The organism is Dactylosporangium sp. NPDC051541 (assembly GCF_044454505.1).
GTDB lineage: Bacteria > Actinomycetota > Actinomycetes > Mycobacteriales > Micromonosporaceae > Dactylosporangium.
Genome location: NZ_JBITDU010000002.1, coordinates 65,896 through 90,516, shown reverse-complemented (window position 1 = coordinate 90,516; position 24,621 = coordinate 65,896). Strand labels below are relative to the sequence as shown.

The 24,621-nt window shown below is 71.1% G+C and carries 18 protein-coding genes; 6 read left to right on the top strand and 12 right to left on the bottom strand.

The window, feature by feature from the left end; genetic code table 11:
* Nucleotides 1-386: 386 nt before the first annotated feature.
* From ACIA8L_RS08485 to ACIA8L_RS08475, 3 genes are read right to left on the bottom strand one after another with little or no spacing between them, the layout of a single operon-like run.
* Nucleotides 387-2,669: an ATP-binding cassette domain-containing protein gene (locus tag ACIA8L_RS08485; RefSeq protein ID WP_395901955.1), complete on the bottom strand. Its 2,283-nt coding sequence runs from the start codon at nucleotides 2,667-2,669 to the stop codon at nucleotides 387-389.
* Nucleotides 2,670-2,678: 9 nt separating this feature from the next.
* Nucleotides 2,679-3,404 carry an aminoglycoside adenylyltransferase domain-containing protein gene (locus tag ACIA8L_RS08480; protein WP_395901953.1) on the bottom strand — a complete coding sequence of 242 codons (726 nt, stop codon included), beginning with the start codon at nucleotides 3,402-3,404 and terminating at the stop codon, nucleotides 2,679-2,681.
* Complete coding sequence (locus ACIA8L_RS08475) at nucleotides 3,401-4,087, bottom strand: TetR/AcrR family transcriptional regulator (RefSeq protein WP_395901951.1); 687 nt, start codon at nucleotides 4,085-4,087, stop codon at nucleotides 3,401-3,403. Before ACIA8L_RS08475 ends, ACIA8L_RS08480 begins: the two co-directional genes overlap by 4 nt.
* Nucleotides 4,088-4,151: 64 nt before the next feature.
* On the opposite strand from ACIA8L_RS08475, the gene ACIA8L_RS08470 reads away from it, so the two are divergent.
* Nucleotides 4,152-4,865 (top strand): SDR family oxidoreductase, encoded by a 714-nt coding sequence (locus tag ACIA8L_RS08470; protein ID WP_395901949.1) that lies wholly within the window; start codon nucleotides 4,152-4,154, stop codon nucleotides 4,863-4,865.
* A 332-nt stretch (nucleotides 4,866-5,197) separates the two neighbouring features.
* A complete protein-coding gene (locus ACIA8L_RS08465) occupies nucleotides 5,198-5,764 on the top strand; it encodes a TetR/AcrR family transcriptional regulator (protein ID WP_395901947.1) in 567 nt (188 codons plus the stop codon).
* Nucleotides 5,765-5,796: 32 nt separating this feature from the next.
* On the opposite strand, the gene ACIA8L_RS08460 is transcribed toward ACIA8L_RS08465, so the two are convergent.
* Nucleotides 5,797-7,104 (bottom strand): polysaccharide lyase family 1 protein, encoded by a 1,308-nt coding sequence (locus ACIA8L_RS08460; protein WP_395901945.1) that lies wholly within the window; start codon nucleotides 7,102-7,104, stop codon nucleotides 5,797-5,799.
* Nucleotides 7,105-7,261: 157 nt separating this feature from the next.
* Between ACIA8L_RS08460 and ACIA8L_RS08455 the strand changes: the two genes are divergently transcribed.
* The 3 genes from ACIA8L_RS08455 to fliL all read left to right on the top strand — a co-directional run bounded on the left by ACIA8L_RS08455 (nucleotide 7,262) and on the right by fliL (nucleotide 10,319).
* Nucleotides 7,262-8,491, top strand: coding sequence for an MFS transporter (locus ACIA8L_RS08455; protein ID WP_395901943.1), 1,230 nt, complete (start codon nucleotides 7,262-7,264; stop codon nucleotides 8,489-8,491).
* 459 nt (nucleotides 8,492-8,950) lie between these two features.
* Nucleotides 8,951-9,853 carry a flagellar motor protein MotB gene (locus tag ACIA8L_RS08450; RefSeq protein WP_395901941.1) on the top strand — a complete coding sequence of 301 codons (903 nt, stop codon included), beginning with the start codon at nucleotides 8,951-8,953 and terminating at the stop codon, nucleotides 9,851-9,853.
* 10 nt (nucleotides 9,854-9,863) lie between these two features.
* Nucleotides 9,864-10,319 carry a flagellar basal body-associated protein FliL gene (gene fliL / locus ACIA8L_RS08445; protein ID WP_395901939.1) on the top strand — a complete coding sequence of 152 codons (456 nt, stop codon included), beginning with the start codon at nucleotides 9,864-9,866 and terminating at the stop codon, nucleotides 10,317-10,319.
* A gap of 157 nt (nucleotides 10,320-10,476) precedes the next feature.
* Here fliL and ACIA8L_RS08440 read toward each other — a convergent pair whose 3' ends face one another.
* The 6 genes from ACIA8L_RS08440 to ACIA8L_RS08415 all read right to left on the bottom strand — a co-directional run bounded on the left by ACIA8L_RS08440 (nucleotide 10,477) and on the right by ACIA8L_RS08415 (nucleotide 19,790).
* Nucleotides 10,477-12,261 carry an AAA family ATPase gene (locus tag ACIA8L_RS08440; protein ID WP_395901937.1) on the bottom strand — a complete coding sequence of 595 codons (1,785 nt, stop codon included), beginning with the start codon at nucleotides 12,259-12,261 and terminating at the stop codon, nucleotides 10,477-10,479.
* A 2-nt stretch (nucleotides 12,262-12,263) separates the two neighbouring features.
* Entirely contained in the window at nucleotides 12,264-13,628 is a 1,365-nt protein-coding gene (locus ACIA8L_RS08435) for a hypothetical protein (protein ID WP_395901935.1), read from the bottom strand.
* A gap of 85 nt (nucleotides 13,629-13,713) precedes the next feature.
* Nucleotides 13,714-16,002, bottom strand: a complete 2,289-nt coding sequence (locus ACIA8L_RS08430) for a hypothetical protein (RefSeq protein WP_395901933.1) — start codon at nucleotides 16,000-16,002, stop codon at nucleotides 13,714-13,716.
* Nucleotides 16,002-18,308, bottom strand: coding sequence for a hypothetical protein (locus ACIA8L_RS08425; RefSeq protein ID WP_395901931.1), 2,307 nt, complete (start codon nucleotides 18,306-18,308; stop codon nucleotides 16,002-16,004). The genes ACIA8L_RS08430 and ACIA8L_RS08425 overlap by 1 nt, the downstream gene beginning before the upstream one ends.
* Before the next feature lie 67 nt (nucleotides 18,309-18,375).
* Nucleotides 18,376-18,954: a hypothetical protein gene (locus tag ACIA8L_RS08420; protein ID WP_395901929.1), complete on the bottom strand. Its 579-nt coding sequence runs from the start codon at nucleotides 18,952-18,954 to the stop codon at nucleotides 18,376-18,378.
* A complete protein-coding gene (locus ACIA8L_RS08415; RefSeq protein ID WP_395901927.1) occupies nucleotides 18,951-19,790 on the bottom strand; it encodes a DMT family transporter in 840 nt (279 codons plus the stop codon). The genes ACIA8L_RS08420 and ACIA8L_RS08415 overlap by 4 nt, the downstream gene beginning before the upstream one ends.
* A gap of 106 nt (nucleotides 19,791-19,896) precedes the next feature.
* Between ACIA8L_RS08415 and ACIA8L_RS08410 the strand changes: the two genes are divergently transcribed.
* Nucleotides 19,897-21,774, top strand: a complete 1,878-nt coding sequence (locus ACIA8L_RS08410) for a ricin-type beta-trefoil lectin domain protein (RefSeq protein WP_395901925.1) — start codon at nucleotides 19,897-19,899, stop codon at nucleotides 21,772-21,774.
* On the opposite strand, the gene ACIA8L_RS08405 is transcribed toward ACIA8L_RS08410, so the two are convergent.
* Nucleotides 21,771-23,408 carry an NAD(P)/FAD-dependent oxidoreductase gene (locus tag ACIA8L_RS08405; RefSeq protein ID WP_395901923.1) on the bottom strand — a complete coding sequence of 546 codons (1,638 nt, stop codon included), beginning with the start codon at nucleotides 23,406-23,408 and terminating at the stop codon, nucleotides 21,771-21,773. The two genes, ACIA8L_RS08410 and ACIA8L_RS08405, sit on opposite strands and share 4 nt — an antisense overlap.
* Nucleotides 23,392-24,600, bottom strand: coding sequence for an LLM class flavin-dependent oxidoreductase (locus tag ACIA8L_RS08400; protein ID WP_395901921.1), 1,209 nt, complete (start codon nucleotides 24,598-24,600; stop codon nucleotides 23,392-23,394). Before ACIA8L_RS08400 ends, ACIA8L_RS08405 begins: the two co-directional genes overlap by 17 nt.
* Nucleotides 24,601-24,621: the final 21 nt, after the last annotated feature.

Below are 24,621 nucleotides of genomic sequence, written 5' to 3'. Positions count from 1 at the left end.
CCCCGCGCCGGCACCCGCCGCCGGAAAACTCGCGGCCTTCGGGCAAGCTTCGCGGCTGGACAACCGAAGCCCGGGGAACTGCCGCTCGAGCAGGGAAGGCTCTGGCCGGAGAACTGCCGCTCGGGGAAGCGCTGCCGCCTGCGGAACCGCCAGCCGGAGAACCGCCGCTCGGGGAAGCGCTGCCGCCTGCCGAACCGTCAGCCGGAGAACCGCCGTTCGGGGAAGCGCTGCCGCCTGCGGAACCGCCAGCCGGAGAACTGCCGGCCGGACAAGCGCTCCCCAGACAACCGCTGCCTGGGGAAACGCTGGACGAGCAAGGGCTGGCCGGAGAAGGCTGCTCCGGAGCGGCCGCCCGGGAAGGTGGGCGGACTCGGAGCGGGAAGGGGCTATGAGCTGGCCGCGGCGACGTAGGTGGCCAGGTGTTCGCCGGTCAAGGTTGAGCGGGTGGCTACCAGGTCGGCGGGGGTGCCCTCGAAGACTACCGTGCCGCCGTCGTGGCCGGCGCCGGGGCCGATGTCGATGATCCAGTCGGCGGAGGCCATGACGGCCAGGTGGTGTTCGATGACGATCACCGACTTGCCGGACTGCACCAGGCGGTCCAGCAAACCCAGGAGTTGTTCCACGTCGGCCAGGTGCAGGCCCGTGGTGGGCTCGTCCAGGACGTAGATGCCGCCCTTCTCCGCCATGTGGATGGCCAGCTTCAGGCGCTGCCGTTCGCCGCCCGACAGGGTGGTCAAGGGCTGGCCCAGGCTGATGTAGCCCAGGCCCACGTCGGCCAGGCGGGACAGGATCGTGTGGGCGGCGGGGAGGCGGGAGGCGCCGGAGGCGAAGTACTCCTGGGCCTCGGCGACCGACATCGCCAGGACCTCGGAGATGTTGCGGTCGCCGAGTTTGTACTGCAGCACCGACGACTGGAACCGCCGGCCCTCGCACTCCTCGCAGACCGTCGCGACCCCGGCCATCATCGCCAGGTCGGTGTAGACGACGCCGTTGCCGTTGCAGTTGGGGCAGGCGCCCTCCGAGTTGGCGCTGAACAGGGCCGGTTTCACGCCGTTGGCCTTGCCGAAGGCTTTGCGGATCGGCTCCAGCAGGCCCGTGTAGGTCGCGGGGTTGCTGCGGCGGGAACCGCGGATCGCGGCCTGGTCGACCGACACGACGCCGGCGCCCTTCGGGATGGAGCCGTGGATCAGGGAACTCTTGCCGGAGCCGGCCACGCCGGTGACGACGACCAGCACACCGAGGGGAATGTCCACGTCGACGTCGCGCAGGTTGTGGGTGCTGGCCCCGCGGATCGGCAGCACGTCCTTGAACGAGCGAACGGACTTGCGAAGACCGGCTCGATAGTCCAAATGGCGGCCGGTCAAAGTATCACTGCTGCGTAGTCCTGCAACTGTGCCCTCGAAGCACACCGTGCCGCCGGAGCCACCGGCGCCGGGGCCGAGGTCCACGACGTGGTCGGCGATCGCGATCGTCTCCGGCTTGTGCTCCACGACGAGGACCGTGTTGCCCTTGTCCCGCAGGCGCTGGAGCAGGCCGTTCATCCGCTCGATGTCGTGCGGGTGCAGGCCGACGGTCGGCTCGTCGAAGATGTACGACACGTCGGTCAGGCTCGAGCCGAGGTGCCGGATCATCTTCGTGCGCTGCGCCTCGCCGCCGGACAGGGTGCCGGAGGGGCGGTCGAGGGAGAGGTAGCCGAGGCCGATCTCGACGAACGAGTCCAGGGTCCGCTGCAGGGTGCCGAGCAGCGGTGCGACGGACCGGTCGGAGATGCCGCGGACCCAGGCGGCCAGGTCGCTGATCTGCATGGCGCACGCGTCAGCGATGTTGACGCCGCCGATGCGGGAGGCGAGGGCGGCCTGGTTGAGGCGGGTGCCGCCGCACTCGGGGCAGGCGGTGAACGTGACGGCCCGGTCGACGAAGGCGCGCAGGTGGGGCTGCAGCGCCTCCTTGTCCTTCTGCAGGAACGACTTCTGCACCCGGGGCACCAGGCCCTCGTAGGTCAGGTTCATGTTCTCGACCTTGACCTTGACGGGCTCTTTGTACAGGAAGTCCTGCCGCTCCTGCTCGGTGAAGTCCTTGATCGGCTTGTCGGCGTCGACGAAGCCGGACGCGGCGAAGATCCGTACGAGCCAGCCGTCGACGGTGTAGCCGGGGATGGTGATCGCGCCCTCGTTGAGGGACTTGGTCTTGTCGAACAGTTCGTCGAGGTCGATGTCGGTGACGTTGCCCATGCCCTCGCAGCGGGGGCAGGCGCCGGCGGGGACGTTGAAGCTGTAGTGGAACGCGGGGCCGGCGCTCGGCTCGCCGAGGCGGCTGAAGATGATGCGGAGCATGGCGTTGGCGTCGGTGGCGGTGCCGACGGTGGAGCGGGAGTTGGCGCCCATCCGCTCCTGGTCGACGATGATCGCCGTGGTGAGGCCTTCGAGGAGGTCGACGTCGGGCCGGGTCTGGCTCGGCATGAAGCCCTGCAGGAACGCGCTGTAGGTCTCGTTGATGAGCCGCTGCGACTCGGCCGCGATCGTGCCGAAGACCAGCGAGCTCTTCCCGGAGCCGGAGACGCCGGTGAACACGGTCAGGCGCCGCTTGGGGATCTCGACGCTGACGTTCTTCAGGTTGTTTTCGCGGGCCCCGTGGACCTGGATGAGGTCGTGACTGTCGGCAACATGCACCGAGCCACATTAACGACTTGTTGTGACGATCGCATGTACCTTGGCCAGGAAGTCCGCGGCCGCCGAGCGGTCGACGACGTCGTCGAGGGCGGCCTGGACGACGGGCGCTTCCGACGGCAGACGGTCAAGCGCCCACGCGGCGGCGGCGCGCTTCGGATACCAGGTGCGCTCGGTGAAGTACCGCAGCGCCCGGCAGCCGTTGAGCACCGCGTTCACGCCATGATCGCCGATGAACGCACGATGCGAGGCCACCGACTCGGCCACCACGGGCAGCAGCTCCCGGTAGCGGACCCGGGTCATCAGGTCGGGGAACGGCGGTCCGAGCAGGGCCCGCCGCTGCTGCCGCACGATGTCCCGGTCGATCGGATACCAGAAGGCCGGGCCGCCTGAATAGCCGATCTCCGCCTTGTACGGCAACCCGGCCCCCGTGTTCAGGTTGAGCGCGAACCCCGCCTCGGTGGTCAGCCCGGCCAGCACGGAACGGTCGTAGAGCACGAACTCGAGCCCGCGCGCCGGACACGGCAGCGCGTCATGATCGAGGGCCGCGACGACCGCCTCGACCTCGGCGACGGTGAACCCGGACGCCACTGCCACCAGGTCGACATCACTGCGGCCCTGGATGTACGCGTCCAGGGCGACGGACCCGGCCGGGTACACCCCGACCAGGCGCCCGCCGAAGATGCTCTGCAGGCGGCCGACGACCGCCCCGAGGTACCCGTCGAGTCCTGTGGTCACCGCTCAGTTGTAAACCGGTCGAGCCACTCCGTCATCAGGGCGCGCTCACCCGGGGTGAGCACGGTCGCCGACGGCACGACGGCCCGTAGGGCAACGGCGCTCGAAACGGCCGTGTCCCCATCGGACCACACAGCATGAGCACTCACGGCCGAGATCACCGCTTCCCGTGCCAGCACCGACAGCTGCGGGTCGCGCTCGTCGGGCGGGAGGGCGATCAGGCTCAGCGTCGTGCCACACCCGGCGGCGTGAATCATGAACGCGGCCTGCGACTCCGAGACCCGCAGCCGGCCGGCCACCGCGATGCGGTGCACCTGCGCGGCGAGGATCTCGGCGGCGGCCGCGGCGGCCGGCGACAGTACCCCCGGCCGGGGTTCTCCGTAGATCAGGCAGTAGCAGGCCGGATTGGCCACCCCGAACCCGACGTGCAGGTCCCAGCCGGCCCGCAGATCGTCGACGGGGTCGTCCGACGCGACCAGGGATGTCTTCCCGGCGAGATAGGACGAGAAGCCGTGCATCGCCACCGCGTCGAGCAGGCCCTGCTTGTCGCCGAACGTGCGGTAGATCGTCGGCGCCTGTACGCCGGCCGCGGCGCCGACGGCCCGGGTCGAGACCGCTTCCCGGCCACCCTCGCGCAGCAGGCCGTATGCGGCGTTGATGATCCGCTCGCGGGTAGGCGTTGGCATGCGAGCAACGATAGCGCTATCGTCGCTAACAGACATCCGTTAGCACTGCGTACAAGGAGTCGACATGACCAGAGTTGCCGTTGTCACCGGTGGTTCTCGCGGGATCGGCCGCGCGGTGGCGCAGCGCCTCGCCCGGGACGGGATGGCGGTCGTCATCGGCTACGCCGGGAACGACGCCGCCGCCGAGGAGACGATCAAGGGCCTGGACAACGCGCGGGCGTTCAAGGGCGACGTGGCCGAGGAGACGGCCATGCGCGAGCTGTTCGACCTGGCCGAACGCGAGTTCGGCGGCGTGGACGTGGTCGTCAACGCGGCCGGCCTGATGGTCCTGCAGCCGGTGGCGGAGTTCGACCTCGACGCCCTGGACCGGATGCACCGCACGAACATCCGCGGCACGTTCGTGGTGTCGCGGGAGGCGGCCCGGCGGCTGCGGCGCGGCGGGGCCCTGATCAACTTCTCGACGTCGCAGACGCGGCTGCTGTCGCCGACCTACGCGGGCTACGCGGCCAGCAAGGCGGCGGTCGAGGCGCTCAGCCTGGTGCTCGCGCGGGAGCTGCGGGGCCGGGACATCACCGTGAACGCGGTGGCGCCAGGCCCGACGGCGACGGATCTCTTCCTCGACGGCAAGGACGACGCGACGGTCGAGCACATCGCGAAGCTCAACCCGATGGAGCGCCTGGGTCAGCCGGAGGACATTGCCGAGGTGGTGGCCGGGCTCGCCGGCGCGACGCGATGGGTCAATGGTCAGACCATCTTCGTCAACGGCGGAGCCGCCTGAGTTCGACCGGTCAGGCCGTTCGAAGTGTGACGGCTGGGCCCGGGCCACCATCCAAAGGCAGAAGTTACTTCTTCTTGCCCTTCTTGTCCTTCTTCGACTTCTTGGACTTCTTCGCCATCGGAATCACCTCCATCCGCTCGGCAACGAGTCCGAGACTACGGGCAAATGTCGGGTGAACAAAGGGTTTCCCGAAGATTTCCCGTTGCCCTCCGACAAGCTCAGACCGTCCATAAAGGACAGATTTTAAGACCCCGGCGGCATTGGTACAGCATGTGCCCGCGCTGCGAGCAGGTCACTCGAGTTCGGTACAGTCATCGTGAAATGAGGTGAGCATGACTGCACCGAACCCGTCAAGAAATTACTACGCACCGCGCCGAGTGGCGCAGGCCACGGCGACCAAGGAGGCGATCGCGGCCGCCGCCGGCCGCCTGTTCGCCCGCTACGGCTACGCCGGGACGACGATCGCGGCGGTCGCGGAGGAGGCCGGCGTCACCCCGAAGTCGGTGTACGCGCTCGCCGACAAACCGGGCCTGCTGCTGCTCGCGGTGCGCCGGTCCGAGGCCGCACCGGGGCCGGAAGACACCGCGGGGGCGCTGCTGCGGCGGTACCCTGTCGAGAGGGCATTCGAAGAGGCGGCCCTCGCCGAACCGGCGCTGCGCGAGGCGTGGCGGCGGCACGAACGCGTCCGCCGGGCCGGCCTCAAGGCGCTCGTGCGCACCTACGCGGAGGCGGGCCGGCTGCGCCCCGGGCTGACCGTAGGCCGGGCCACCGACACCCTGTGGGCGCTCGTCACCTGGCACACCGTGGCCCTGCTGGTGGAGCAGCGCGGCTGGGGCCGGGCCAAGCTCGCGGCCTGGCTGGACGAGCTGATCGAGACGACGGTGACCGCCGCCTCCTGAGATCGGAGACGGCGGCCACTGTACCCACGAAATCAGCTCGGCAGTTTGCCCGTGCCCGCATTGGCCGTGACCAGGGCCGGCACGTTCGCCGCCGGGTCGAGGCCCGCACGCAGCGTGGGGGTCCAGCCGGCGTCGGTCGCGATGTCCGGGTCGAACGCCGCGTTGTATTCGTCGAGCAGGTTCACCGCGACGATCGGGCCGGTGCCGACCCGGGCCAGGGTGCCCTTCTCCGTCATCCGCACGCCGCCCCAGTTGTAGACGAACGCGTTGAGCGGGGTGTCGGCGCTGCGCAGCACGAAGTTGTTCTCCGCGTAGATCTGCGACTGCACGCCGACGCCGATCGCGTAGACGAACGTGTCCTCGTCGGTGGCGTAGTAGTAGTTGTTGTAGACGTCCACCTGGCCGAAGCGGACCCGCGGCACGCGCTGGCCCACGTTGGCGAACCGGTTGTGGTGCAGCGTGATGCGCAGCTTGCCCACGTCCACGCCCGGGGTGTTCGTCGAGCCGATCAGCATCGTCTTGTCGTGCTCGAACAGGTTGTTGTAGGAGAACGTGACGTAGTCCGAGCCCCGGATCATGTCGGCCGCACCGTCGTGCACCTGGTAGGGCCGGCCGAGGTAGATCGGCTGGTTGACGTCCTGGTTGGCGCCGTCGGTGAACGAGTTGTGATCCAGCCACACGTTCGTGGCCCCGCTCAGCGTGACGCTGTCGTACAGCGAGTTCCAGTTGCCCTCGGCACCGTCGGTCGGCGACCACACCGGGAAGCAGTCATACGCGTCCTCGAACGCGATGTTCCGGATGATCACGTTGCTCTGGTTCGTGACCAGCAGGTTGCCGCCCTTGATCCGGGCGTTGCGCAGCCCGTAGACCGTCGTGTTGGCCCCGACCTCGATCTTGACCTTGAGGCCCTGGTTCTTCGCCGACTGCACGCGGGCGTTCTCCAGCGGCCCGCTCGGCGCCACCCTGCCCCACGTCGCCGGGTCGTACGCGGTCAGGTACGCCTGCAGGTCATACGCGGGGTCCGCGTAATCGGCGCAGGTGCGCCCCTCGTTGGCGTCGATCGTGCCGGCGACCAGCACGATCTTCGGCGTGCTGCCGGCCACGGCCGCGGCGAGCTCGTCGCGGGTGCGCACCACGAACACGTGCGCGTCGTCGGCGGCGGAGCCACCCGTGGTGCCGCTGCCCGCCGAGCCCCAGCCGTCGTTCGCGGCGAGCGCCTGGCGCGCCGCGGCCGGCACCGCCACCGAGCCGGCGCTGGCCGTGTTGGCTAAGACCACTCCGGCCGCGACCAGCCCGGCCACCGTGGCGGCGGTGAGGCCGGCGCGGATCCCTCTGTGCATGCAGTCCTCCAGTTGCTCCAGGAAAGCGCATTCCCGCCGACCAACATGGCACCGGTGACGCTGGGCAGTCAACGCGTGGCGTTTGCAGGTTTGTTGCAGTCGTCACTTCCAGCAGCCTTGCCTGCGGTTATCTTGCGAGGCCGTAGAAAGTGATCACATGACCGCCCCGGCCGCCCGCCGTTTCGCCGCGTTACGCAACCCCGACTGCCGCCCGTACCTCTTCGGGGCGGCGCTGTCGATGATGGCCGACAACGTCGAGCACGTGATCACGTACTGGGTGCTGTGGCAGAAGTTCCACTCCGAGGCCCTGGCCGGCTTCCAGGTGATCAGCCACTGGGTGCCGTTCCTGCTGTTCTCGGTGTGGTTCGGCGGGCTGGCCGACCGCTACGACTGCCGCCGGGTCATCCAGGCCGCCCAGGCGCTGTTCATGCTGGTCTCGCTGCTCTGGGGCATCCTGTTCGTCACCGACTCCCTGCAGATCTGGCAGGCCTGCGTGCTGCTGGTGCTGCACGGGATGGCCGGCTCCCTCTGGGGCCCCGGTGAACAGCTGATGCTGCACGACTTCGTCGGCGACCAGGACCTCGTCTCGGCCGTCCGCCTCAACGCCACGTTCCGCAGCCTCGGCGTGCTCTTCGGCCCGGCCGTCGGCTCCGCCCTGCTGCTGTGGCTCGGCCCGACCGCGGGAGTCTTCGCCAACATCGCGTTCTACCTGCCGCTGACCCTGTTCCTGTTCCGCACCAGGTTCACCGGCCACACCCGCCACACGGGCCCCGCGGCCCCGCGCGTCGGCCTCCTCGACACCTTCAAGGTCCTGCGCCGCGTGGCCGCCGACCACACCCTGATCAGCATGATCATCTTGGCCGGTCTCGCCTCGTTCTTCGTGGGTACCGCGATGCAGGCGACCATGCCCACGTTCGCCGAAGACCTGAGCCCCGGCAGCACCGACGTCTACGGCATCCTCCTCTTCGCCGCCGGAGCGGGCGGCGTGGTCGGCGGCCTGCTGCTGGAAGCGACCGGCTGGATGCGCCCGACCGTCCGGTGGGCCGTGATCACCACCCTGGTCTACGGCGCGAGCAGCGGCCTGTTCGCGATCGCCGGCAACCTGTGGATCGCGGTGGTCCTCCTGTTCATCGGCGGCGTGGCCAGCCTGGCCGCGATGTCGATCGGCCAGACCGTCACCCAGCTCCTGGCCCCGCCGGCCGAACGGGGCCGCGTGATCGGCGTCTACAACGTCTCCTCCGCGGGCCTGCGCGCGGGCAGCGGCGTGACGGTCGGCGTCCTGGGCCAGGCGATCGGCGTCCACTGGTCCTTGGGCCTGAGCTCGGCCGCCCTGTGCGTCGGCACCCTGCTGGCCGCCCTCTACACCCGCCGAGGGCGACCGACTTAAGCCGATATGTCTTATTTTACGGCGATATGTCGGGCACTCCGTGCCACGCTCCGCTCGACATATCGGATTTATCGCCCGGCGGGGGATTTGTCGCTTTTCACCGTAAACCGCCCAAGTTCCGCCCACCACCGTGCTGTCGCCGTGCGTCCAACTCGCCGCGCTGAGGACTTCGTGAGGCGTCGGCACGGGGCGGCGACGGTGTCGAGGAGACGCCGTAACTGCGAGCAACCTCCCGCCTGACCCGTGCGTCGCGGCCCAGTGGACGGTGTATCGGCCCCGCGGCAAAGAAACCCCGCCTCCGCACGGTTACGCCGAGCACCTCACGAGACGTACGCCGCCCCAAGCAGGCGGTCAACCGTCGTGCTACCACCGCGCACCGGCGCGGAACTCGGGTGTCCCCTGGTTGGACCGATGTGAACCCCGTCAGCGTTACAACGACTTGGAGGGGGGGCCGCCACGATGTCTGGTGGTGGACACGCGGCGAAGGCCGGCGCGCACACGAAGCACAAGAAGGGCGGCCACGACGAGGAGGAGCACGAGAACCACGAGCGCTGGCTGGTCTCCTACGCCGACATGATGACCCTGCTCATGGTCCTGTTCATCGTGCTGTTCGCGATCTCCCAGGTCGACCAGAAGAAGTTCGCCGAACTCAAGAACGGCCTCGCCGTCGGCTTCGGCAACCCCTCCGTGGCCTTCGACGGCGGCGAGGCCAGCCTCATGGAGTCCTCCGACTCCAACAGCCCCATGGACCTCTCCTCCGGCATCGGCGGCACCACCTCCGACGCCACCGCCGTGCAGGAAGCCGTCCAGAGCAAAGAACGCGCCACCGCCTCCCAGCGCCAGGCCGCCGCCGCCCAGGAGGTCAAGGACTACGAGAAGATCAAAGCCGAGATCACCGCCGAACTGACCAAACAGGGCCTACAGGACCAGGTCAAATACTCCATCGACGAACGCGGCCTGGTCGTCACCATCGTCACCACCGGCATCGTGTTCAACGGCAACGAAGCCAACCTCCTCCCCGCCGGCCAGAAGATCATCGACAGCGTCGGCCCGGCCATCGCGAAACTGCCCAACAAGCTCGAGGTCGACGGACACACCAACCAGCTCTCCGGCGGCACCGGCAACTACCCCTCCGGCTGGGAACTGTCCTCCGCCCGCGCCTCCGCCGTCGTACGCATGCTGCACACCGACGCCGCCATCCCCGACAACCGCCTGCAAGCCGTCGGCTTCGCCGACACCAAACCCCTGTACCCGACCACCGACGCCCGCGCCGCGGACCTGAACCGCCGCGTCGAGGTCATCGTCCTGTCGAACCTGCCGGCCGACACCCGGGCGCTGCTGCCCTCGGCCTCAACGAACTGAGGAGAGAGCAATGGCGAAGGAAGAGAAGACCGCTGAGGAGACCCCGGCCAAGGGCGGGAAGAAGAAGCTGATCATCATCGTGGCGATCGCGCTGGTCGCCCTGCTCGGCGGCGGGTTCGCCGGCTACAAGATGTTCTCCCCCAAGAAGGTCGAGGCCGAGCCCGAGCCGACACCGGGCGTCGTCGCCGTGCTGGACGCGATCACCATCAACCTGGCCGACGGGCACTACCTCAAGCTCAAGATGACGCTGCAGGCCACCACCGACGCCGCCGAGGCCCCCGACGGCTCCGAGGCGCTCGACATCGCGATCGACGAGTACAGCGGCCGCAAGATGGACGAGCTCATGTCCAACGCAGAGCGCGACCGGACGAAGAAGGAGCTCATCGCCAAGGTCGTCAAGGCCTACACCAAGGACGGCAAGAAGGAGATCATGGACATCTACTTCACGACGTTCGTCATCCAGTAGCCGTCACCCCACAAGCAGTGCGAGAGGCCGCCCCCCAAAGGCGGCCTCTCGCCGTTGCCAGCCAGCAGAACGCCCGTGGCCGCCTCAGAAGGCGGCCTCCCGCCGTTGCCGGCCAGCAGCACGCCCGAGGCCGCCCAGCCGGCGGCTCTCGCCGTGGTCAGCGAGCAGCGCCCGAAGCCACCCCCACGGGCGGCCGCTCGGCGTTGCCGGCCATGGCCTTGACGGCGTCGATCCAGAAGCGCTGCCGCTCCGGTGTCTGCCCGACCAGGTAGGTGGCCCGCAGCTTCGGCGGCAGGTGGCGCAGCAGCCGGACGACGACGTCGACGTGCTCGCGCAGCTGGGAGACCTCGGCGTTGGCGAAGACCTGGTGGACGAGGTCGGTGTCGTCGCTGCCCTCGTCGCCGGCGGCACGGCCCGCGGTCAGCCGGGCCTCCCACCCGTCGGGGTCGGCGGCGAGCTCGGGCAGGCCGAGGCGGCGCTCGCCGGCCAGCCGGGCCTCCAGCCCGGCGAGGGGGATCGGCGCGTACTCGCCGTCGCCGAGGTAGATCAGCCCGGCCTGCAGCGGCTGGTCGTGCAGGTGCAGTTTGATGAGCCGCTCCAGGGTGCGTTTGCTGACCCAGTCGCGGCCCTCCTCGTCGATGTCGAACTTCCACCAGTCCAGGGCCGCCTCGGCCGGGCGGCCGTAGGTGTCGATGAGCCACTGGCCGGCCGGGATGTCGTCGCGGCCGACCTCCAGGCTGGCGGTGAACCGGCTGGCCTGGGCCAGGTTGTTGGGCGTGACCTGGAGCTTGCGGCCGACGTGGTAGGGCGGGTTCTGCAGCGCGAACTGGGCCCGCAGCGCCTCGATCGGCCGCCCGGCGAGGGACCACTCCTGCGTGATCTCCATCAGCCGGGCGAAGGCCGCGCGGTCCTTCGGCCGGTTGTACTCGTCCCAGATGATCACCTTGGCCTGCGGGCCGAGCAGGGCGCGGGTCAGGAGGGTGTCGAGGGTGCCGTCGGGCGCGGGCACCGGCACGCAGAGGTCCTCGACGTTGGTGACGGGCAGGGAGAAGTACACCGGATCGCGCCCGGTCTCCTCCCGCACGATCTGCTTGGCGACCTCGGTCTTGCCGCAGCCGGGCGGCCCCTGCAGCAGCACCGCCCAGCGCCGGGCGATCGCCGTGCGCAGCAGCCGCCGCACCGGGTCGGCCACGGTCACGGGATCGGCGACACCGAGGGCCACAGCCAGCTGCGTGAGAATTTCATCCGTTTTGTCCAGAAACTCCAATCGAGCGCCGTGCACGAGCGGCAAGCCCCACCGCATCGGCAGACCGGCCTCGGCCAGGTCCAGCATGTGCTGCAGCGTGCGGGGCGCGAAAAGGCGGCGCACCTCGGGCGTCTGCGCGGCCCAGACCCGGAACACGCCGTCCAGGTCCCAGCCGGGGAACCGCGAGGTCAGGCTGGAGCGCCAGGACGTGTCGTTGGCGCCGATGGTCAGGGTCGCCATCCGGTCCAGGACCGCGAGGTCGGTGCGCCGGGCCGAGGTCTCCGCGGCCGACTCGTTGTCGGTCAGGAACACCCCGACGCAGCCGAGCTTGCGCAGATCGTGCTCGCCGAGCGTCCAGTTGCAGGCGATCTGCATGAGCTGCGACTGGATCGTGTCGCCGGCCTGCAGCGAGTCGTCGATGAGCAGCACGAACCGGCGGCCGGGGTTGAGCTGTTTCATGATCAGCTGGTGCAGGGCCAGCTCGCCGGTGACGGCGTCGCGGACCGGGGCGTTGACGAGCAGGTCGTCCGGGGTGAGGTTGGCCGCGGGCACGAGCACGACGTCGAGGTCGTGGGCGCGCGGCACGTATGACAGGAATGTCGAGGTCTTGCCGATCCCGTGCTCGCCGAAGATCTGCCCGGTGATCCCGGTGGCGATCATGCCGTCGATGAAGTGCTCGAGCCGCGACACGCCCACGGTCAGTCCTCCCCCGTCCGCACCCGATGGCAGGCCATCGGCGGCTCCTGCCGCTCTGGCCACGTGTCGCCGCCGTCGGTGATGAGCCAGATCCACTTGCCGGGCTCGGCCGGCCGGACCGCGGGCGCGTGCCCGTCGGTCACCACGATCACGGCGTCGACCTCGTCCTCGAGCCGCTTCCCGCGCACCTCCAGGCGCCCCTCGGCGTAGTCGACGACGCCCTGGAAGCTGGTCCCGCCGCCGCCGAGGACCCGCTCCCCCGGCGCGAACGGCATCACCTCGCCGTCGAAGCTGAGCCAGTGCGCCCGCACCCCGTCGATCTGCCCGACCAGGGTGGTCAGCCAGTCGACGACCGAGCCGGGCATCGATCCGGAGGTGTCAAAGGCGATGAGCACGGTTTTGTACCGCTCGTCACCCCGACGATGCAGCATGGGCTCGTGCCCGAGGGCGAGCAGCACCGCCCCGAGCTTCTTGGGGTAGACGAGCCGCTCCCCCGGCCGCAGCTTCGCCGCGAGCACGTCGGCGAGCCAGCGCCGCCACCACTCGACCCGCCGGGTCTTCGGCGTGACCCCGCGCAGCGCCCCGAGGCCGAGGTCGCCCCACATCCGCGCCAGCCGCTCGCCGCCGTCCCCGGTCCGCGCGGCCAGCTCCAGCAGCTCGGCCTTGGCCGCGGCGTTGCCGGCCCGGGCCTGGCGCATCAGCGATTCGAGGACGGCCGCGCCGACGCGTTCGACCGTTTCCGGGTCGAGGGGTACCCCGCCCTCGCCCATGTGCACGCACAGCGCCGCGACGGGCGGGCGGGCCATGCGCCGCAGCTCCCGGTAGACCCCGAGGTCGGTCTCGACGAACGCGGCGTAGTCCAGCGGCGTGAGCCCCTGCTCGCGCAGGTCGTCGCGGTAGCCGGCGTGGACGGCGGCCGGGTCGACGCCGACCGTCTCCCCGTCGGCCCGCGGCATCGCCATCCCGAGCCGGCGCATCGCCACGTGGTTGACGCTCACCTCGGTCGCCAGCCGGAACAGCGGGTCGGCCTGCAGGTCGGGGTCGGTGTGCAGGTGCCGCTGCATGAGGTGCCGGGCCTCGTGGAACAGCACGAACTTGACCCCGGACGGCCCGAGGGCGGCGAAGAACTCGGGGTTGTACAGCAGGCTGCACACCCCGTCCCCGCCCGCGACGACGGCCGCCGTCGGCACGGCCATGGTCGCGATCTGGTGCCGGCACTTGGCGTAGATCCACGACCCGGCGACGCTGTCCCGCACCCCGAAGTCGAGCAGCGCCGCCTCCTTCAACCGCAACGCCCGCTCGGTCACGGCCGGGTCCGGATGCACCATCGCGGCCAGCACCCTACGATCCCGCAGATCGACGCTCATGCCGACACCTCCGCAGGCTCCGGCGCCGACCTGAGCTCCACCCCGCGCTGATGATTCACGGCCTCTCCGCTGCGCTCCGTACCGCTCATGCGGCCGCCGCGGTGGCCACTTGGAGCAGCTCGGCAACGGATCCCGGGAAGTCGCCGGCCATCCGGACGGCGAGGACGATCGCGTCGACGTTGCCGTCCCACACCTCGCCCAGCAGCCGCGCGAGCGCGGCCCGCGCGGCCGGGGACGACGAGTCGCCGCCGATGAGCTCGAGGACCTTGTCCACCGGCCGCGCGTGCCACAGGACCTGCTCCCAGGTGACGGCCCCGGACTCGGTCGCGCGCCACAGCCACCCGTCGTAGTGCCCGGTCCGCGGTGCGGCCAGGACCTCCTCCGGGGGCCGGCCGGCAGCGAGCTCGGCGTCGACCGCGCTCGCCCACGGCCGCAGGATGCCGGCGCCCGCCGCGACGAGCTCGGCCGGGCAGCCGCGCTGCTCGCGGATCGCGACGAGACCGCGCCCGGGCAGGGGGTCGCGGCGGTGGGCGGCGAGGATGGCGTCCCAGTGCCAGAGCCGGGTGTCGCGGCCGAGGGTGTCGGCGTCGACGGTGTCGGACCGCAGCAGCGCCAGCTGTCCCTCGGCGGACTCCGCCAAGGCCACTTCGGCTTCGAGGGCGTCGAAGCGCTCCTGCCGGGCGGTCTCGTCGGGGACCGCCAGGAGTTTGGTCATGCGGCTGCGGACCGGGACCGCGATGACGGCGGCGCTGAAGCCGACCGGTTTGAGCTCGGCCTCGAGCAGGCCGGTGACGGCGGCCGGGCCGTGCCGGTGCCAGAGGTTGAGCAGCAGGCGGAACTGGGCCGTCTTGCCGCGGACCCGGACGTGCCGCAACAGGTGCCGCTGCAGGGCCAGGTCGGCGCACTTGAGCGGGTCGGTGCCGTGGAAGCCGGCGTTGAGCTTGAACAGCTCCTGGCGGGCCGCGGGGTCGAACGGCCGCCCGTCGAGCAGCTCCATCCGCAGCCGGTGGGAGGTGCCGGTGCGCCGGAACAGCTTGCCGTTCACCACCGGGTCGTCGAGGGTGGCGAGACGCTCGGCGGAGGCGGCGTCGAGGGAGGGCCGGGAGGCGAGGGCGAGGCGCAGCGCGGGCCGCGGGTCGGTCAGGGCCCGCTCGACCCATTCGGCGCGCCAGTCGCCCTGGGTGAACAGGTCGGTGACGGTGCCGTCGTCGAGGTGCTCGAGCAGCGCCAGCTGGGTCTCGGTGGTGGCGTGGTTGAGCAGCCCGAGGAACGCCGGTCTCCCGCCGGTCGCCTTGGCCAGGAAGGCGACCCGGCCGGCGGCGGTCAGCAGGGCGGTGACGGATCCGGGAAAGCTGCCGACCTTCGAGCGCACCCACCCCCACCGCCATGGGTCGGCCCCGAGGTGGGTGTCGACCAGCTTCGCGAGCTCGTCGAGGCGCACGAACTCGAGCACCGCGGCGGCCGGGCGCATCCGTTCGAGGAGCAGCTCGGGGTCGAGCCCGTCGGCGACGGCCCGCTTGGCCACGACCCGCAGCACCTTCTTCGGCACCGCGGCAAGGGCCATCGCCTCGGTCAGCCGCGGCACGGCCGGGGCGACCGCGGCTGGCTCGGCCAGGAACAGCGCGTGGCGCAGCTCCTCCGGGCAGTCGGTGCGCCCCGCGAGCGCTGCCGCCGCGGCCGCCCCGAACGGCGTCGCGGCGGCAACCGCGGCCCAGTCGAGCTCCTCGCGGAGCGGCAGGTTGCCGGTGAACCCGGACCGCAGCTCTTCAATTGCCCCGGACGTGCCCTCGGACGCGGCCAGGAGTGCCTCGAGCCCTTCGATCGGCCCGTCCGGCACCGCGACCAAACCGTGGGGCAGCGGCGTGTCCAATCCTTCCATCCGCCGCAGGGTGAGGATGCCGCGCAGTTGCTCGGCCGGGGTGAGCTTGGACCGGACTGTGTTGAGCACGGCCCGCACGACGGCCGGGTAGGGCGCGGCGACCGCGGCCCGGTCACTGGACGGGTTGCTGACCGGCGGCTCGACGAGCCGGGCGAAGACGGTCCGGCGCAGCCCGATGCCCCACGGATCCGGCTTGTAGGGCTGGTATTCGGCGACGGCGGCGATCTGCCGCGCGCCGGTCGCGGCCAGCCGGGCCCGCAGCCCCGGGTGGGCCTCGAGCGCGTCCGCGTTCGCGGCGAGGGACCCGAGAACCATGCCGTCGCCGAGCTCCAGGATCGCGTCGAGGAACGGCTCCGGCAGCCGCTGCTGGGCGTAGGCGATCCGCTGCAGCAGGTCGCGGCACCCGCTGACGAGGCGTGGCCAGTCGAACGGCGGCCCGGATGTGCTCGCCGCGGCCTCCATCAGCGCCCACGGCCCGGCGGTCTTCTCGAACATCAGGTGCTCACCGTCGCCGTCGCCACCGCGATCAGCTCGGCCGCCGTCCCCGGGAAGTCGCTCACCATCGCGGCGGCGAGGGCGATCGCGTCGAGGTTGCCGTCCCAGGACTCGGCGAGCAGCGCGGCGAGGGCGGCCCGGCCCTCGGGGTGCTCGACGCTGCCGCCGATGTTGTCCAGGGGTAGGGCGGCCGGGACGGTGTGCTGCAGCATCTGCGGCCAGGTGGCGACGCCCGCGGCGATGAACGCGCCGACCCAGCCGCCGAACTGCTGCTGCCCGTCCCGCGGCGCGGCCAGGATCTCCTCGACCGGGCGGCCCGCGGCGTGCTCGGCGGCCTGGTCGCTGTCCCACGGGCGCAGCTTCGTCCGGCCGGCCTCGACCAGCTCGGCCGGGACCTCGCGGCCGGTGGCGATGACGGCCAGGATCGGGTCGGGCAGCGGCTCGCGGCGGTGCTCGGCGGCGATCGCGGCCCAGTGCCAGAGGCGGGTCTCCTTGAACAGGTTGGTGTGGTCGGTGCGCTCGGCCCGCAGCAGCGCGAACTGGCCCTCCGGGCTCTCCTCGGCGGCGACCTCGGCCTCCAGCGCGGCGATCTGCGCGTCCTGGCCTGCTGCGTCGGCGACGGCCAGGAGCTGCTCGAACTTGCGGCGCACCGCGGGCGTGATGACCGCGGCGCTGAAGTTGGCGCCCTTCAGGTCGGCGGCGAGCAGGTCGGCGACGGCGGCCGGGCCGTGCCGGTGCCACAGGTTGAGCAGGAGCCGCAGCTGGGCCGTCTTCCCGCGCAGGCGCACGTGGCGCAGGATGTGCCGCTGCAGCTCGACGTCGGCGCAGTCGAGGGCGTCGGTGCCGTGCCAGCCGGCGGTCTGCTGCAGCAGCTGGGCGCGGACGTCGGGGTCGAACGGTCGCCCGGCGAGGAGCTCCATGCGCAGCCGGTAGGAGGTGCCGGTGCGGCGGAAGACCAGGCCGTTGACCTCCGGGTCGTCGAGGGCGGCGAGGCGCTCGGCGGCGGCCGCGTCCAGCGACGGCCGGGCGGCCAGGGCGAGGCGCAGGTCGCGGCGGGGGTCGGTGACGGCCCGGTCGAGCCACTCGGGGCGCCAGGTGCCCTTCGCGAACAGCTCGGCGATGGTCTTGTCGTCCATCCGGTCGAACAGGGCCAGGTGCGCCGCGGCCGGGGCGTGCTCGAGGAGCGTGACGAACGCGGTCCGCCCGGTCGGTGCCTTCGCCGGCCACGGGGCGCTGCCGGCCGACTCCAGCAGCTCGGTCACCGAGCCGGGGAACGTGTTGAGCTTGGCCCGCACCCACGACCACTTGCCGGGGTCGTCGCCGAGATACTTCTGCACCAGGTCGGCGAGCTGCTCGAGGCGGACCCACTCGAGGACGGCGGCGGCCGGGCGGAGCCGATCCAGCAGCAGCGCCGGGTCGAAGCCCTCGGCGACCGCCCGCCTGGCGACGAACCGGGCCGCCTTCTTCGGGACCGGGGCCAGGGCCATCGCCTCGGTGAACCGCGGCACGACCGGCGCCACCGCCGCCGGCTCGGCCGCGTAGAGCGCGGCCCGCAGCTCCTCCGGGCAGTCGGCCCGGGCGGCCAGGGCGGCCGCGGCCGGGCCGCCGAACCGCACGGCGGTGTGCGCGGCCGTGATCGCGGGCCAGTCGAGCTCGTCGCGCAGGACGAGGTGATCGGTGAAGCCCCGGCGCAGCTCGTCGATGGCGCCGGTGGTGCCCTCCCACTCGCGGGCCTTGGCCTCGATGGCCTCGGGCGGCAGCGGCAGGCAGGCCCGGACCTCCGGGTGGAGGGTCTCCGCGGGCACGGTCGCGCCGGGGTGCTCGACCCGGCTCAGGGTGGCCAGGGCCCGCCAGTGCTCGGCGACGGTGAGGTTGGACCGGACGTTGCGCCACGCGTCGCGGACGGCGGCGCCGGTGGGCCCGACGACTCCGGCCCGCTGCCGGTTGATCCACGGCGTCACATCCTGGGCGTCGGCCGGGTGCGCGGCCAGGGCCAGGCGTTGGTGGCGCAGGTCCCAGCGGAGCATCGCCCGCTGGGCGATGTTGGGGTGGCCGCTGCGGGCGACCCGCTCGCGGAGCACGGGGTGGGCCTCGAGGAGCTGATCGTTTTGGGCCAGGCCCTGGAACAGCACGGGGTCGCCGAGGGCGAGCGCGGCCTCGACGAACGGCAGCGGCAGCCGGCCGTGCACCCGCAGCAGCGGCGGCAGCGCGTCGCCCGCGCCGCTGACGAGGCGGGGCCAGTCGACGGACTCGCCGGCGATCCCGGCCGCCGCCTCGATCAGGGCGAACACCGCGTTCGATCTCACGGCCGGGACACTACCAACCACCTACGACAAAAACCGCCCGCACATGATCAACTACCGACTGGTGCAATCAGCGGTCCTGGGAGCGGTCCCGGCGGCGGTCGATGTCGTGCTGGACGTCCGGGTCCCACAGGCCCGCGTTCCAGTCGTCGGCGGTCGGCTGGGCCGCGAGGGGTGACCGGGCGTCACCGCCGGTGACCATCGAGTAGGGCTGCTCGGCGCCGATCTTCCCGGCGTACCACTTGCGGTCGTGGACGATGGCGGCGATCAGCACGACGGCGGCCATGACCCGGACGATGCCGTACAGCAGCGGCCAGGCGGCCACGAGGTAGCTGAGGGCGAAGAGGACCACGAACGCGCCCGCGCCCCAGAACCCGAGCGGGCCCAGGGCCGGCGAGCCGTGCCGGTTGGCCAGCTTCGCCGCCTGCACGCCCCAGAACACCACGGTCAGGACCACGCCGAGGGTCACGCCGAGCCCGATGAGGCTGATCGCCAGGCCGAAGACGACCATCCAGCCGGCCAGGAGACCGGTCGGGCGGCCGGCGAGGATCTGGATGTAGACGGCCGAGACGACCGCGATCACGGCGTAGGCCACGGTGAAGCGGATGACCCGGCGGCAGGCGGCGTACCAGTCCGCGTTGTTGATCACGAGATCCCCCGATCCATCGATGTGACTCCGGACGATACCCGGGTCACGCCCGCGACGATGACGAGGAGGCTGAGGCCGAAGACGGCGTAGTCGCGCGGGGTGTGGGGGATGTCCTCGTGCAGCAGGAGGGCGCCGAGCAGGACGGCGGTGATCGGGTCGGCGATCAGGTCCGCGGGATAGCCGACGCCGAGCCCGTCGGCGGCGAACGCCAGCTGCAGCAGGACGAAGCTCGCGGCGGCGGACGGGACCAGCAGGACCGCGGCCACGACGGCGTCCGGATCGGTCAGCACGTCGCGGCCGAGCTGATGAGCGGCGGCCGCGACCGCATCCAGGAGCACCGCTGCCAGGCCGGCGCAGCAACCGGCGACCAGGCCGAGCGCGGTCGCCCGGGCCCGGGGCGGCCAGCGGCGGGCGTAGGTCAGCACGGCGGTCCCGGCGGCCAGCAGCACGGCCGCCGTGACCAAGGTCGTGCGCAGGCGGAGCGGGTCGTTGTCGCCCGGGTCGCCGACGAGCACGAAGAACGCGGCGAGGCCGGCGACGATGAGCCCGCAGGCGCCGTACTGCACCCCCGTCGGCCGGGCCGCGCCGAGCCGCCACGCGGTCAGCAGCGCCACCGGCAGCGCGAGGACCAGACACGGCTGGACGAGGATGACCGGGCCCGTGGCCAGCGCGGCGGCCTGCAGGAGCACGGCGACGCCGTCCAGCAGAATCCCCGACCGCCACCGCGGGTCGCGCCAGCCGCCGGCGCCGGCCGAGACGGCCAGGTGTTCCAGCGCGGTCGCCACGCCGTAGCCGACGGCCGCGGCCAGCGCGAGGCAGATCGACAGCGCGAGCATGAGACGAGCTTTCCAAAAAACAGCGCCGGCTTTCGGGAAAGCCCGCAACCGACAACAACTGTTAGGAACATTGACAGTCGTATTTGGACGAGGCTTAATATAAGTCGTGAATCCAACCCGATCACTGGTCGCGTCGCTCGTGGCAGCCGCCGCCACGGTGGCCACCGCCGCCGCCCTGCTCACCTACGCCCAGGTGCCCGCATCCGCCGCGGCCACCAGCGTCCAGGTCTACTGGAGCTCCGAGTCCCGCACCGCGGGTTACGAGCCGAAGAACGCCAACTGGTACACGAGCCCCGCCACCGGCCTCGCCGGCACCCCGTATCAGCTGTCCCGCCAGGCCGACCTCCCGATCACCGCCGCGTCCGGGAGCGCCACGATCACCGTCGATACGCACACGCGGTACCAGACCATCCTGGGCATCGGCTCCTCCCTGGAGGAGTCGACGATCGCGAACCTGTCCAAGATGAGCGCGGCCGGCCGTGACCGGGCGCTGCGCGCACTCGTCGACCCCGCGTCCGGCGCCGGGTTCAACGTCGCCCGGATCACGTTCGGGACCAGCGACTTCACCTCGCACGACTTCTACACCTACGACGACGGGGCGGCCGACCCGAGCCTCTCGCGGTTCTCCATCCAGCGCGACCTCGACTACAACATCATCAGCACCATCAAGCAGGCCCTCGCCATCAACCCCGGCCTGAAGATCTTCGCGAGCGCCTGGTCGGCCCCGCCGTGGATGAAGACCAGCAACAACATCATCGGCGGCAGCCTCAACAGCACCTACATCCCGGCCCTCGCCACGTACTACCGCAAGGCGGTGCAGGCCTACGCCGCCCAGGGCATCCCGATCTACGCGCTGACGCTGCAGAACGAGCCGCTGTTCTCCCCCGCCGACTACCCCGGCATGCTGGTCAGCGCCGACCAGGAGCGGCAGCTGGCGAAGGCCCTGCGCACGGAGCTGTCGAACGCGGCCCTCGGTACCACCAAGATCTGGGCCTTTGACCACAACTTCAGTGAGGGCGTCTCCTATGCCGCCGGGGTCCTCAGCGGCGACGGCTACGGCGCCGTCGACGGGATCGCGTTCCACGACTACGCGGGCGACCCATCGGCGATGGCGCAGGTCAAGGCCGCCTACCCGGACAAGGACGTGCTCATGACCGAGCGCTCCGTCTGGGGTACCGCCGGCGCCGACCGCATCGCGCAGTACTTCCGCAACAACTCGACCCTGTACGAGGGGTGGGTGAGCATGCTGGACCAGAACCGCTCGCCCGAGCGCTGGTCCGGCTCACCCGACCCGACGATGCTGGTGCAGAGCACGGCCAACCGGGACACGTTCTGGGCTCTGCCCGACTACAACATGATCGCCCAGTACTCCAAGTTCGTGCCGGCCGGTGCCCAGCGCGTCGCCACCGGCTACGGATCGACCGGCACCGTCACCGACGTCGCGTTCCGCAACCCGGACGGCACGCTGGTCACGGTCGTGATCAACCAGACGGCGGCGAGCCAGCCGTTCACCCTGCGCGTCGGCACCCAGCAGGTGAGCAGCACGCTGCCGGCGAAGACGGTCGGCACCTACCTGTGGGCGGGCGCGGACAGCGGCACCCCGACCGCCCGGACCGGCCGCATCACCGGCTACGGCGGCAAATGCGTCGACGTGGCGGGCGCATCGACGACCAACGGCACGAAGATTCAGCTGTACTCGTGCAACGCGACGGCCGCCCAGACCTGGACGGTCGCCTCGGACGGCACCGTGCGCGCCCTCGGCAAGTGCCTGGACGTGGCCGCGGCCAGCTCCGCGAACGGGACGAAGGTGCAGCTGTACGACTGCAACGGCACCGCCGCCCAGCAGTGGACCGCGGGCGCCGGCAGCAGCCTGCGGTCCCTCGGCAAGTGCCTGGACGCCACCGGCCCGAGCTCGGCCGACGGCACCCAGCTGCAGCTCTGGGACTGCACCGGGGCCGCCAACCAGCAGTGGGTCCTGCCTTAGGCAGTCAGGACTTTCTCCGCCGCGACGGGGATCGTGGCCCGGTCGTACTCGAAGAACTGCTTGAGTGCGGCCGGGCCGGCGGTCCTGCCCCACTGATAGATCAGCCGCTGCGTCTCCATCGAGCCGTCGTGCCAGCGGCGCAGCACGTCGTGCAGGTTGAGCGGGGACGGGGACGCCTCGCCGTCGCCGAGGAGGTAGGCGAGCTGGGTGACCGCCGCCTCCGGCGTCAGCGAACCTTGCTCGACCTGTTGCATCACCGCGAAGCAGGCCTCGAACTGCACCTGCGCGACCGGCAGGTCGGGTGCGAACGAGCCGGGGACAGCGCCGCCGTGCAGCCGGTCGAAGAGCCGCTCGTCGCCGGTCTCGAGGTAGCGGTAGTAGGTGCCGGCGATCCGGATGACGCCGAGGTTCCAGGCCAGGTACCACATCTTCGACCAGGCCCGCCACAGGTCGAAGTCGCGGAAGGCGATGTAGGAGCCGGCGATGAGCTTGTCGTTGTTCTCCAGGATGTTCTGGTTCAGCGTCTCCAGGTAGGCGAACCGCTCGGCGCTGAAGTCGCGGTCCCGGCGGGCGGCGAGGTAGCGGGGCACGAACGCCTCGATGACCGCCATCGTGTTGGCCATGCCCCGGCTGAACAGGGCGTCGATCGCGCCGGCGGCGTGGCTCATCAGGACCCAGCGGTCGCCGACGGTCCGCTTCGACGAGAACTGGGTGCGGCCGGTGGAGATCCAGCGGAACGCCGACTCGGCGCCCTCGAACTGCCGGGCGATCGCCGGGTAGCGGGACAGGAAGTCGGCCCACTCCTGCTCCGGCGTGACCCCGTCGACCTTCGGGAACCGCTTGGTGTCCAGGCTCAGCCCGACGCTGACCAGGTCGGACTCGGAGCCGCTGTGGTTGTCGAACGGGATGACCCACAGCCAGCCGCCGTCGAACAGGTGGTGCAGCGTGCCTTCGTGCCACAGGTTGGGCTGGCCGCTGGACGCCTCGACGGCGTCGAACGGCCGCACCCCGCGCATGTGGGTGAAGATGGTCCGGGAGTCCGTCCTGAACCGGCACGGCTCGTCGCGCAGCCCGAACTCGTCGGCCAGCACGGAGGTGCGGCCGGTGGCGTCGATGACGTAGTCGGCCGTGAACACCTCGTCGTTGTCCAGCCCGATCGTGACACCGTCGGGCCGGAAGTCGATGTCCCGCACCCGCACGCCTTCGCGGGCCACGGCGCCGTGACGGACCGACGCCTCGAACAGGTACTGGTCGATGTCGGCCCGCATCAGGTGCGACTCCGGGCCGAACGGCCCCTCCGACACCGAGCACTGCGTGACCTCGTAGGGGTCATGGTCGACGCCCTCGCGGTGGTAGACGAACCCGAAGTTCGTCTTGATCCCGCACCGCTTGCTGGCGTGCTCCCGGATGCCGCCGCTGGTGGAGACCTGGGCCAGCTCCGGCACGTCCCAGCGGGCGGCCAGCATCCGCAGCAGGAACGACGTCTCCCCGATCGTCGACTCGCCGAGGGCGAACCGCGGGTGCTTCGCGGCGTCGACGATGCCGACGGACACCCCCTGACGAGCGAGGATCGCCGCGACGGTACTGCCACCGATCCCACTGCCGAGCACCATCACTTCAACGTGCGTCGTCATGCCCACCCTCTCGTTGCTTGGGGATGCGCAGCGCCGCCCGCTCCCGCGAGTGCTCGACGCCGGCCTTGGCCTGCGCGGCGGCCATGGTGCGCCGGGTCAGGCCGTCGTGTTCGAGTTCGCGCGCGTAGGCGGCCAGGCGGGGCCGCAGCGCGCCGGTGAAGTGCGGGATGACGCGGCGGGCGAACAGTTCGTAGGAGCGCCGGGTCGCCTCCGGGTCGGCGAGGTCGGCGTGCTCGATGACGAACGTGCCGAAGCCGCCGCTGATCCGCAGCATGCGCTCGATGTGGGCGATGGCCATCTCGGGCGTGCCGACGACGGCGTGGCCGACGGTGTGCAGGACGTCGACGACGGCATCGGTGTCGTCGAGGTCGACGGGCACGTTCATCGGCAGGATCTGGCGGATGTAGCCGATGTAGGACGGCAGTCCCCAACGGACCTCGCGCCGCGCCTGGCTCTCCGTCTCGGCGAGATGCATCGGGCTCATCACCGACCAGCGGCGCCGGTCGGCGGCCCGGCCGAACTGGGCGGCGCGCTCGCTGTAGGTGTCCCACGCGGTCGTCATCGGATTCTCCGAGCCGAGCCCGACGGCGGCGGACGCACCGAACGAGAGCATCCCGGCGCCGAAGCGGCCGGCGAGGCGAGGGCCGGACGGGGAGCGGAAGACGGCGACGCGGATGTCGAGCCGCTCGTTGTAGGGGGCCAGGTGGAGGTACCCGTCGCGGAGTTCGAACCAGTCGGTGGTGCGGCTGACCGGGCCGGCGTAGCGCAGCAGCTCGGTCATCGTCTCCAGGGACTCCTCCATCATCCGCCGCGCCTCCATCGGGTCGTGGCCGAGCATCGTGGAGTCCAGTGCCAGAGCACCGGCGCCGACGCCGAAGATGAGCCGGCCGCGGGTGAGATGGTCGAGCTGGATGATGCGGTCCAGGAGGGTCAGCGGGTGGTGGTAGGACAGGGTGCTGACGCCGGTGCCGAGCCGGATCCGCTTGGTGCGCTGGGCGGCCGCGGCGATCATGAGCTCGGGGGCGCCGATGATCTGCCAGCCGCCGGAGTGGTGCTCGCCGAACCAGAACTCGTCGAAGCCCAGCTTGTCGCACAGCTCGGCGAGCTCGAGATCGCCTTCGAGCTGCAGCGTCGGATTGTGCGTCGGCCGGTGAATGGGAAACATCAGGACCCCGAACCCGATGCGGCTCATGACATTCACCCTAACGAGTGA

What these genes read in the sequence shown, in the direction of transcription:
- ACIA8L_RS08475 (WP_395901951.1), bottom strand. Translation starts at nt 4,087, where the DNA reads ATGCCAACGCCTACCCGCGAGCGGATCATCAACGCCGCATACGGCCTG.
- ACIA8L_RS08470 (WP_395901949.1), top strand. Translation starts at nt 4,152, where the DNA reads ATGACCAGAGTTGCCGTTGTCACCGGTGGTTCTCGCGGGATCGGCCGC.
- ACIA8L_RS08465 (WP_395901947.1), top strand. Translation starts at nt 5,198, where the DNA reads ATGACTGCACCGAACCCGTCAAGAAATTACTACGCACCGCGCCGAGTG.
- ACIA8L_RS08460 (WP_395901945.1), bottom strand. Translation starts at nt 7,104, where the DNA reads ATGCACAGAGGGATCCGCGCCGGCCTCACCGCCGCCACGGTGGCCGGG.
- ACIA8L_RS08455 (WP_395901943.1), top strand. Translation starts at nt 7,262, where the DNA reads ATGACCGCCCCGGCCGCCCGCCGTTTCGCCGCGTTACGCAACCCCGAC.
- ACIA8L_RS08450 (WP_395901941.1), top strand. Translation starts at nt 8,951, where the DNA reads ATGTCTGGTGGTGGACACGCGGCGAAGGCCGGCGCGCACACGAAGCAC.
- fliL (WP_395901939.1), top strand. Translation starts at nt 9,864, where the DNA reads ATGGCGAAGGAAGAGAAGACCGCTGAGGAGACCCCGGCCAAGGGCGGG.
- ACIA8L_RS08435 (WP_395901935.1), bottom strand. Translation starts at nt 13,628, where the DNA reads ATGAGCGTCGATCTGCGGGATCGTAGGGTGCTGGCCGCGATGGTGCAT.
- ACIA8L_RS08430 (WP_395901933.1), bottom strand. Translation starts at nt 16,002, where the DNA reads ATGTTCGAGAAGACCGCCGGGCCGTGGGCGCTGATGGAGGCCGCGGCG.
- ACIA8L_RS08415 (WP_395901927.1), bottom strand. Translation starts at nt 19,790, where the DNA reads ATGCTCGCGCTGTCGATCTGCCTCGCGCTGGCCGCGGCCGTCGGCTAC.
- ACIA8L_RS08405 (WP_395901923.1), bottom strand. Translation starts at nt 23,408, where the DNA reads ATGACGACGCACGTTGAAGTGATGGTGCTCGGCAGTGGGATCGGTGGC.
- ACIA8L_RS08400 (WP_395901921.1), bottom strand. Translation starts at nt 24,600, where the DNA reads ATGAGCCGCATCGGGTTCGGGGTCCTGATGTTTCCCATTCACCGGCCG.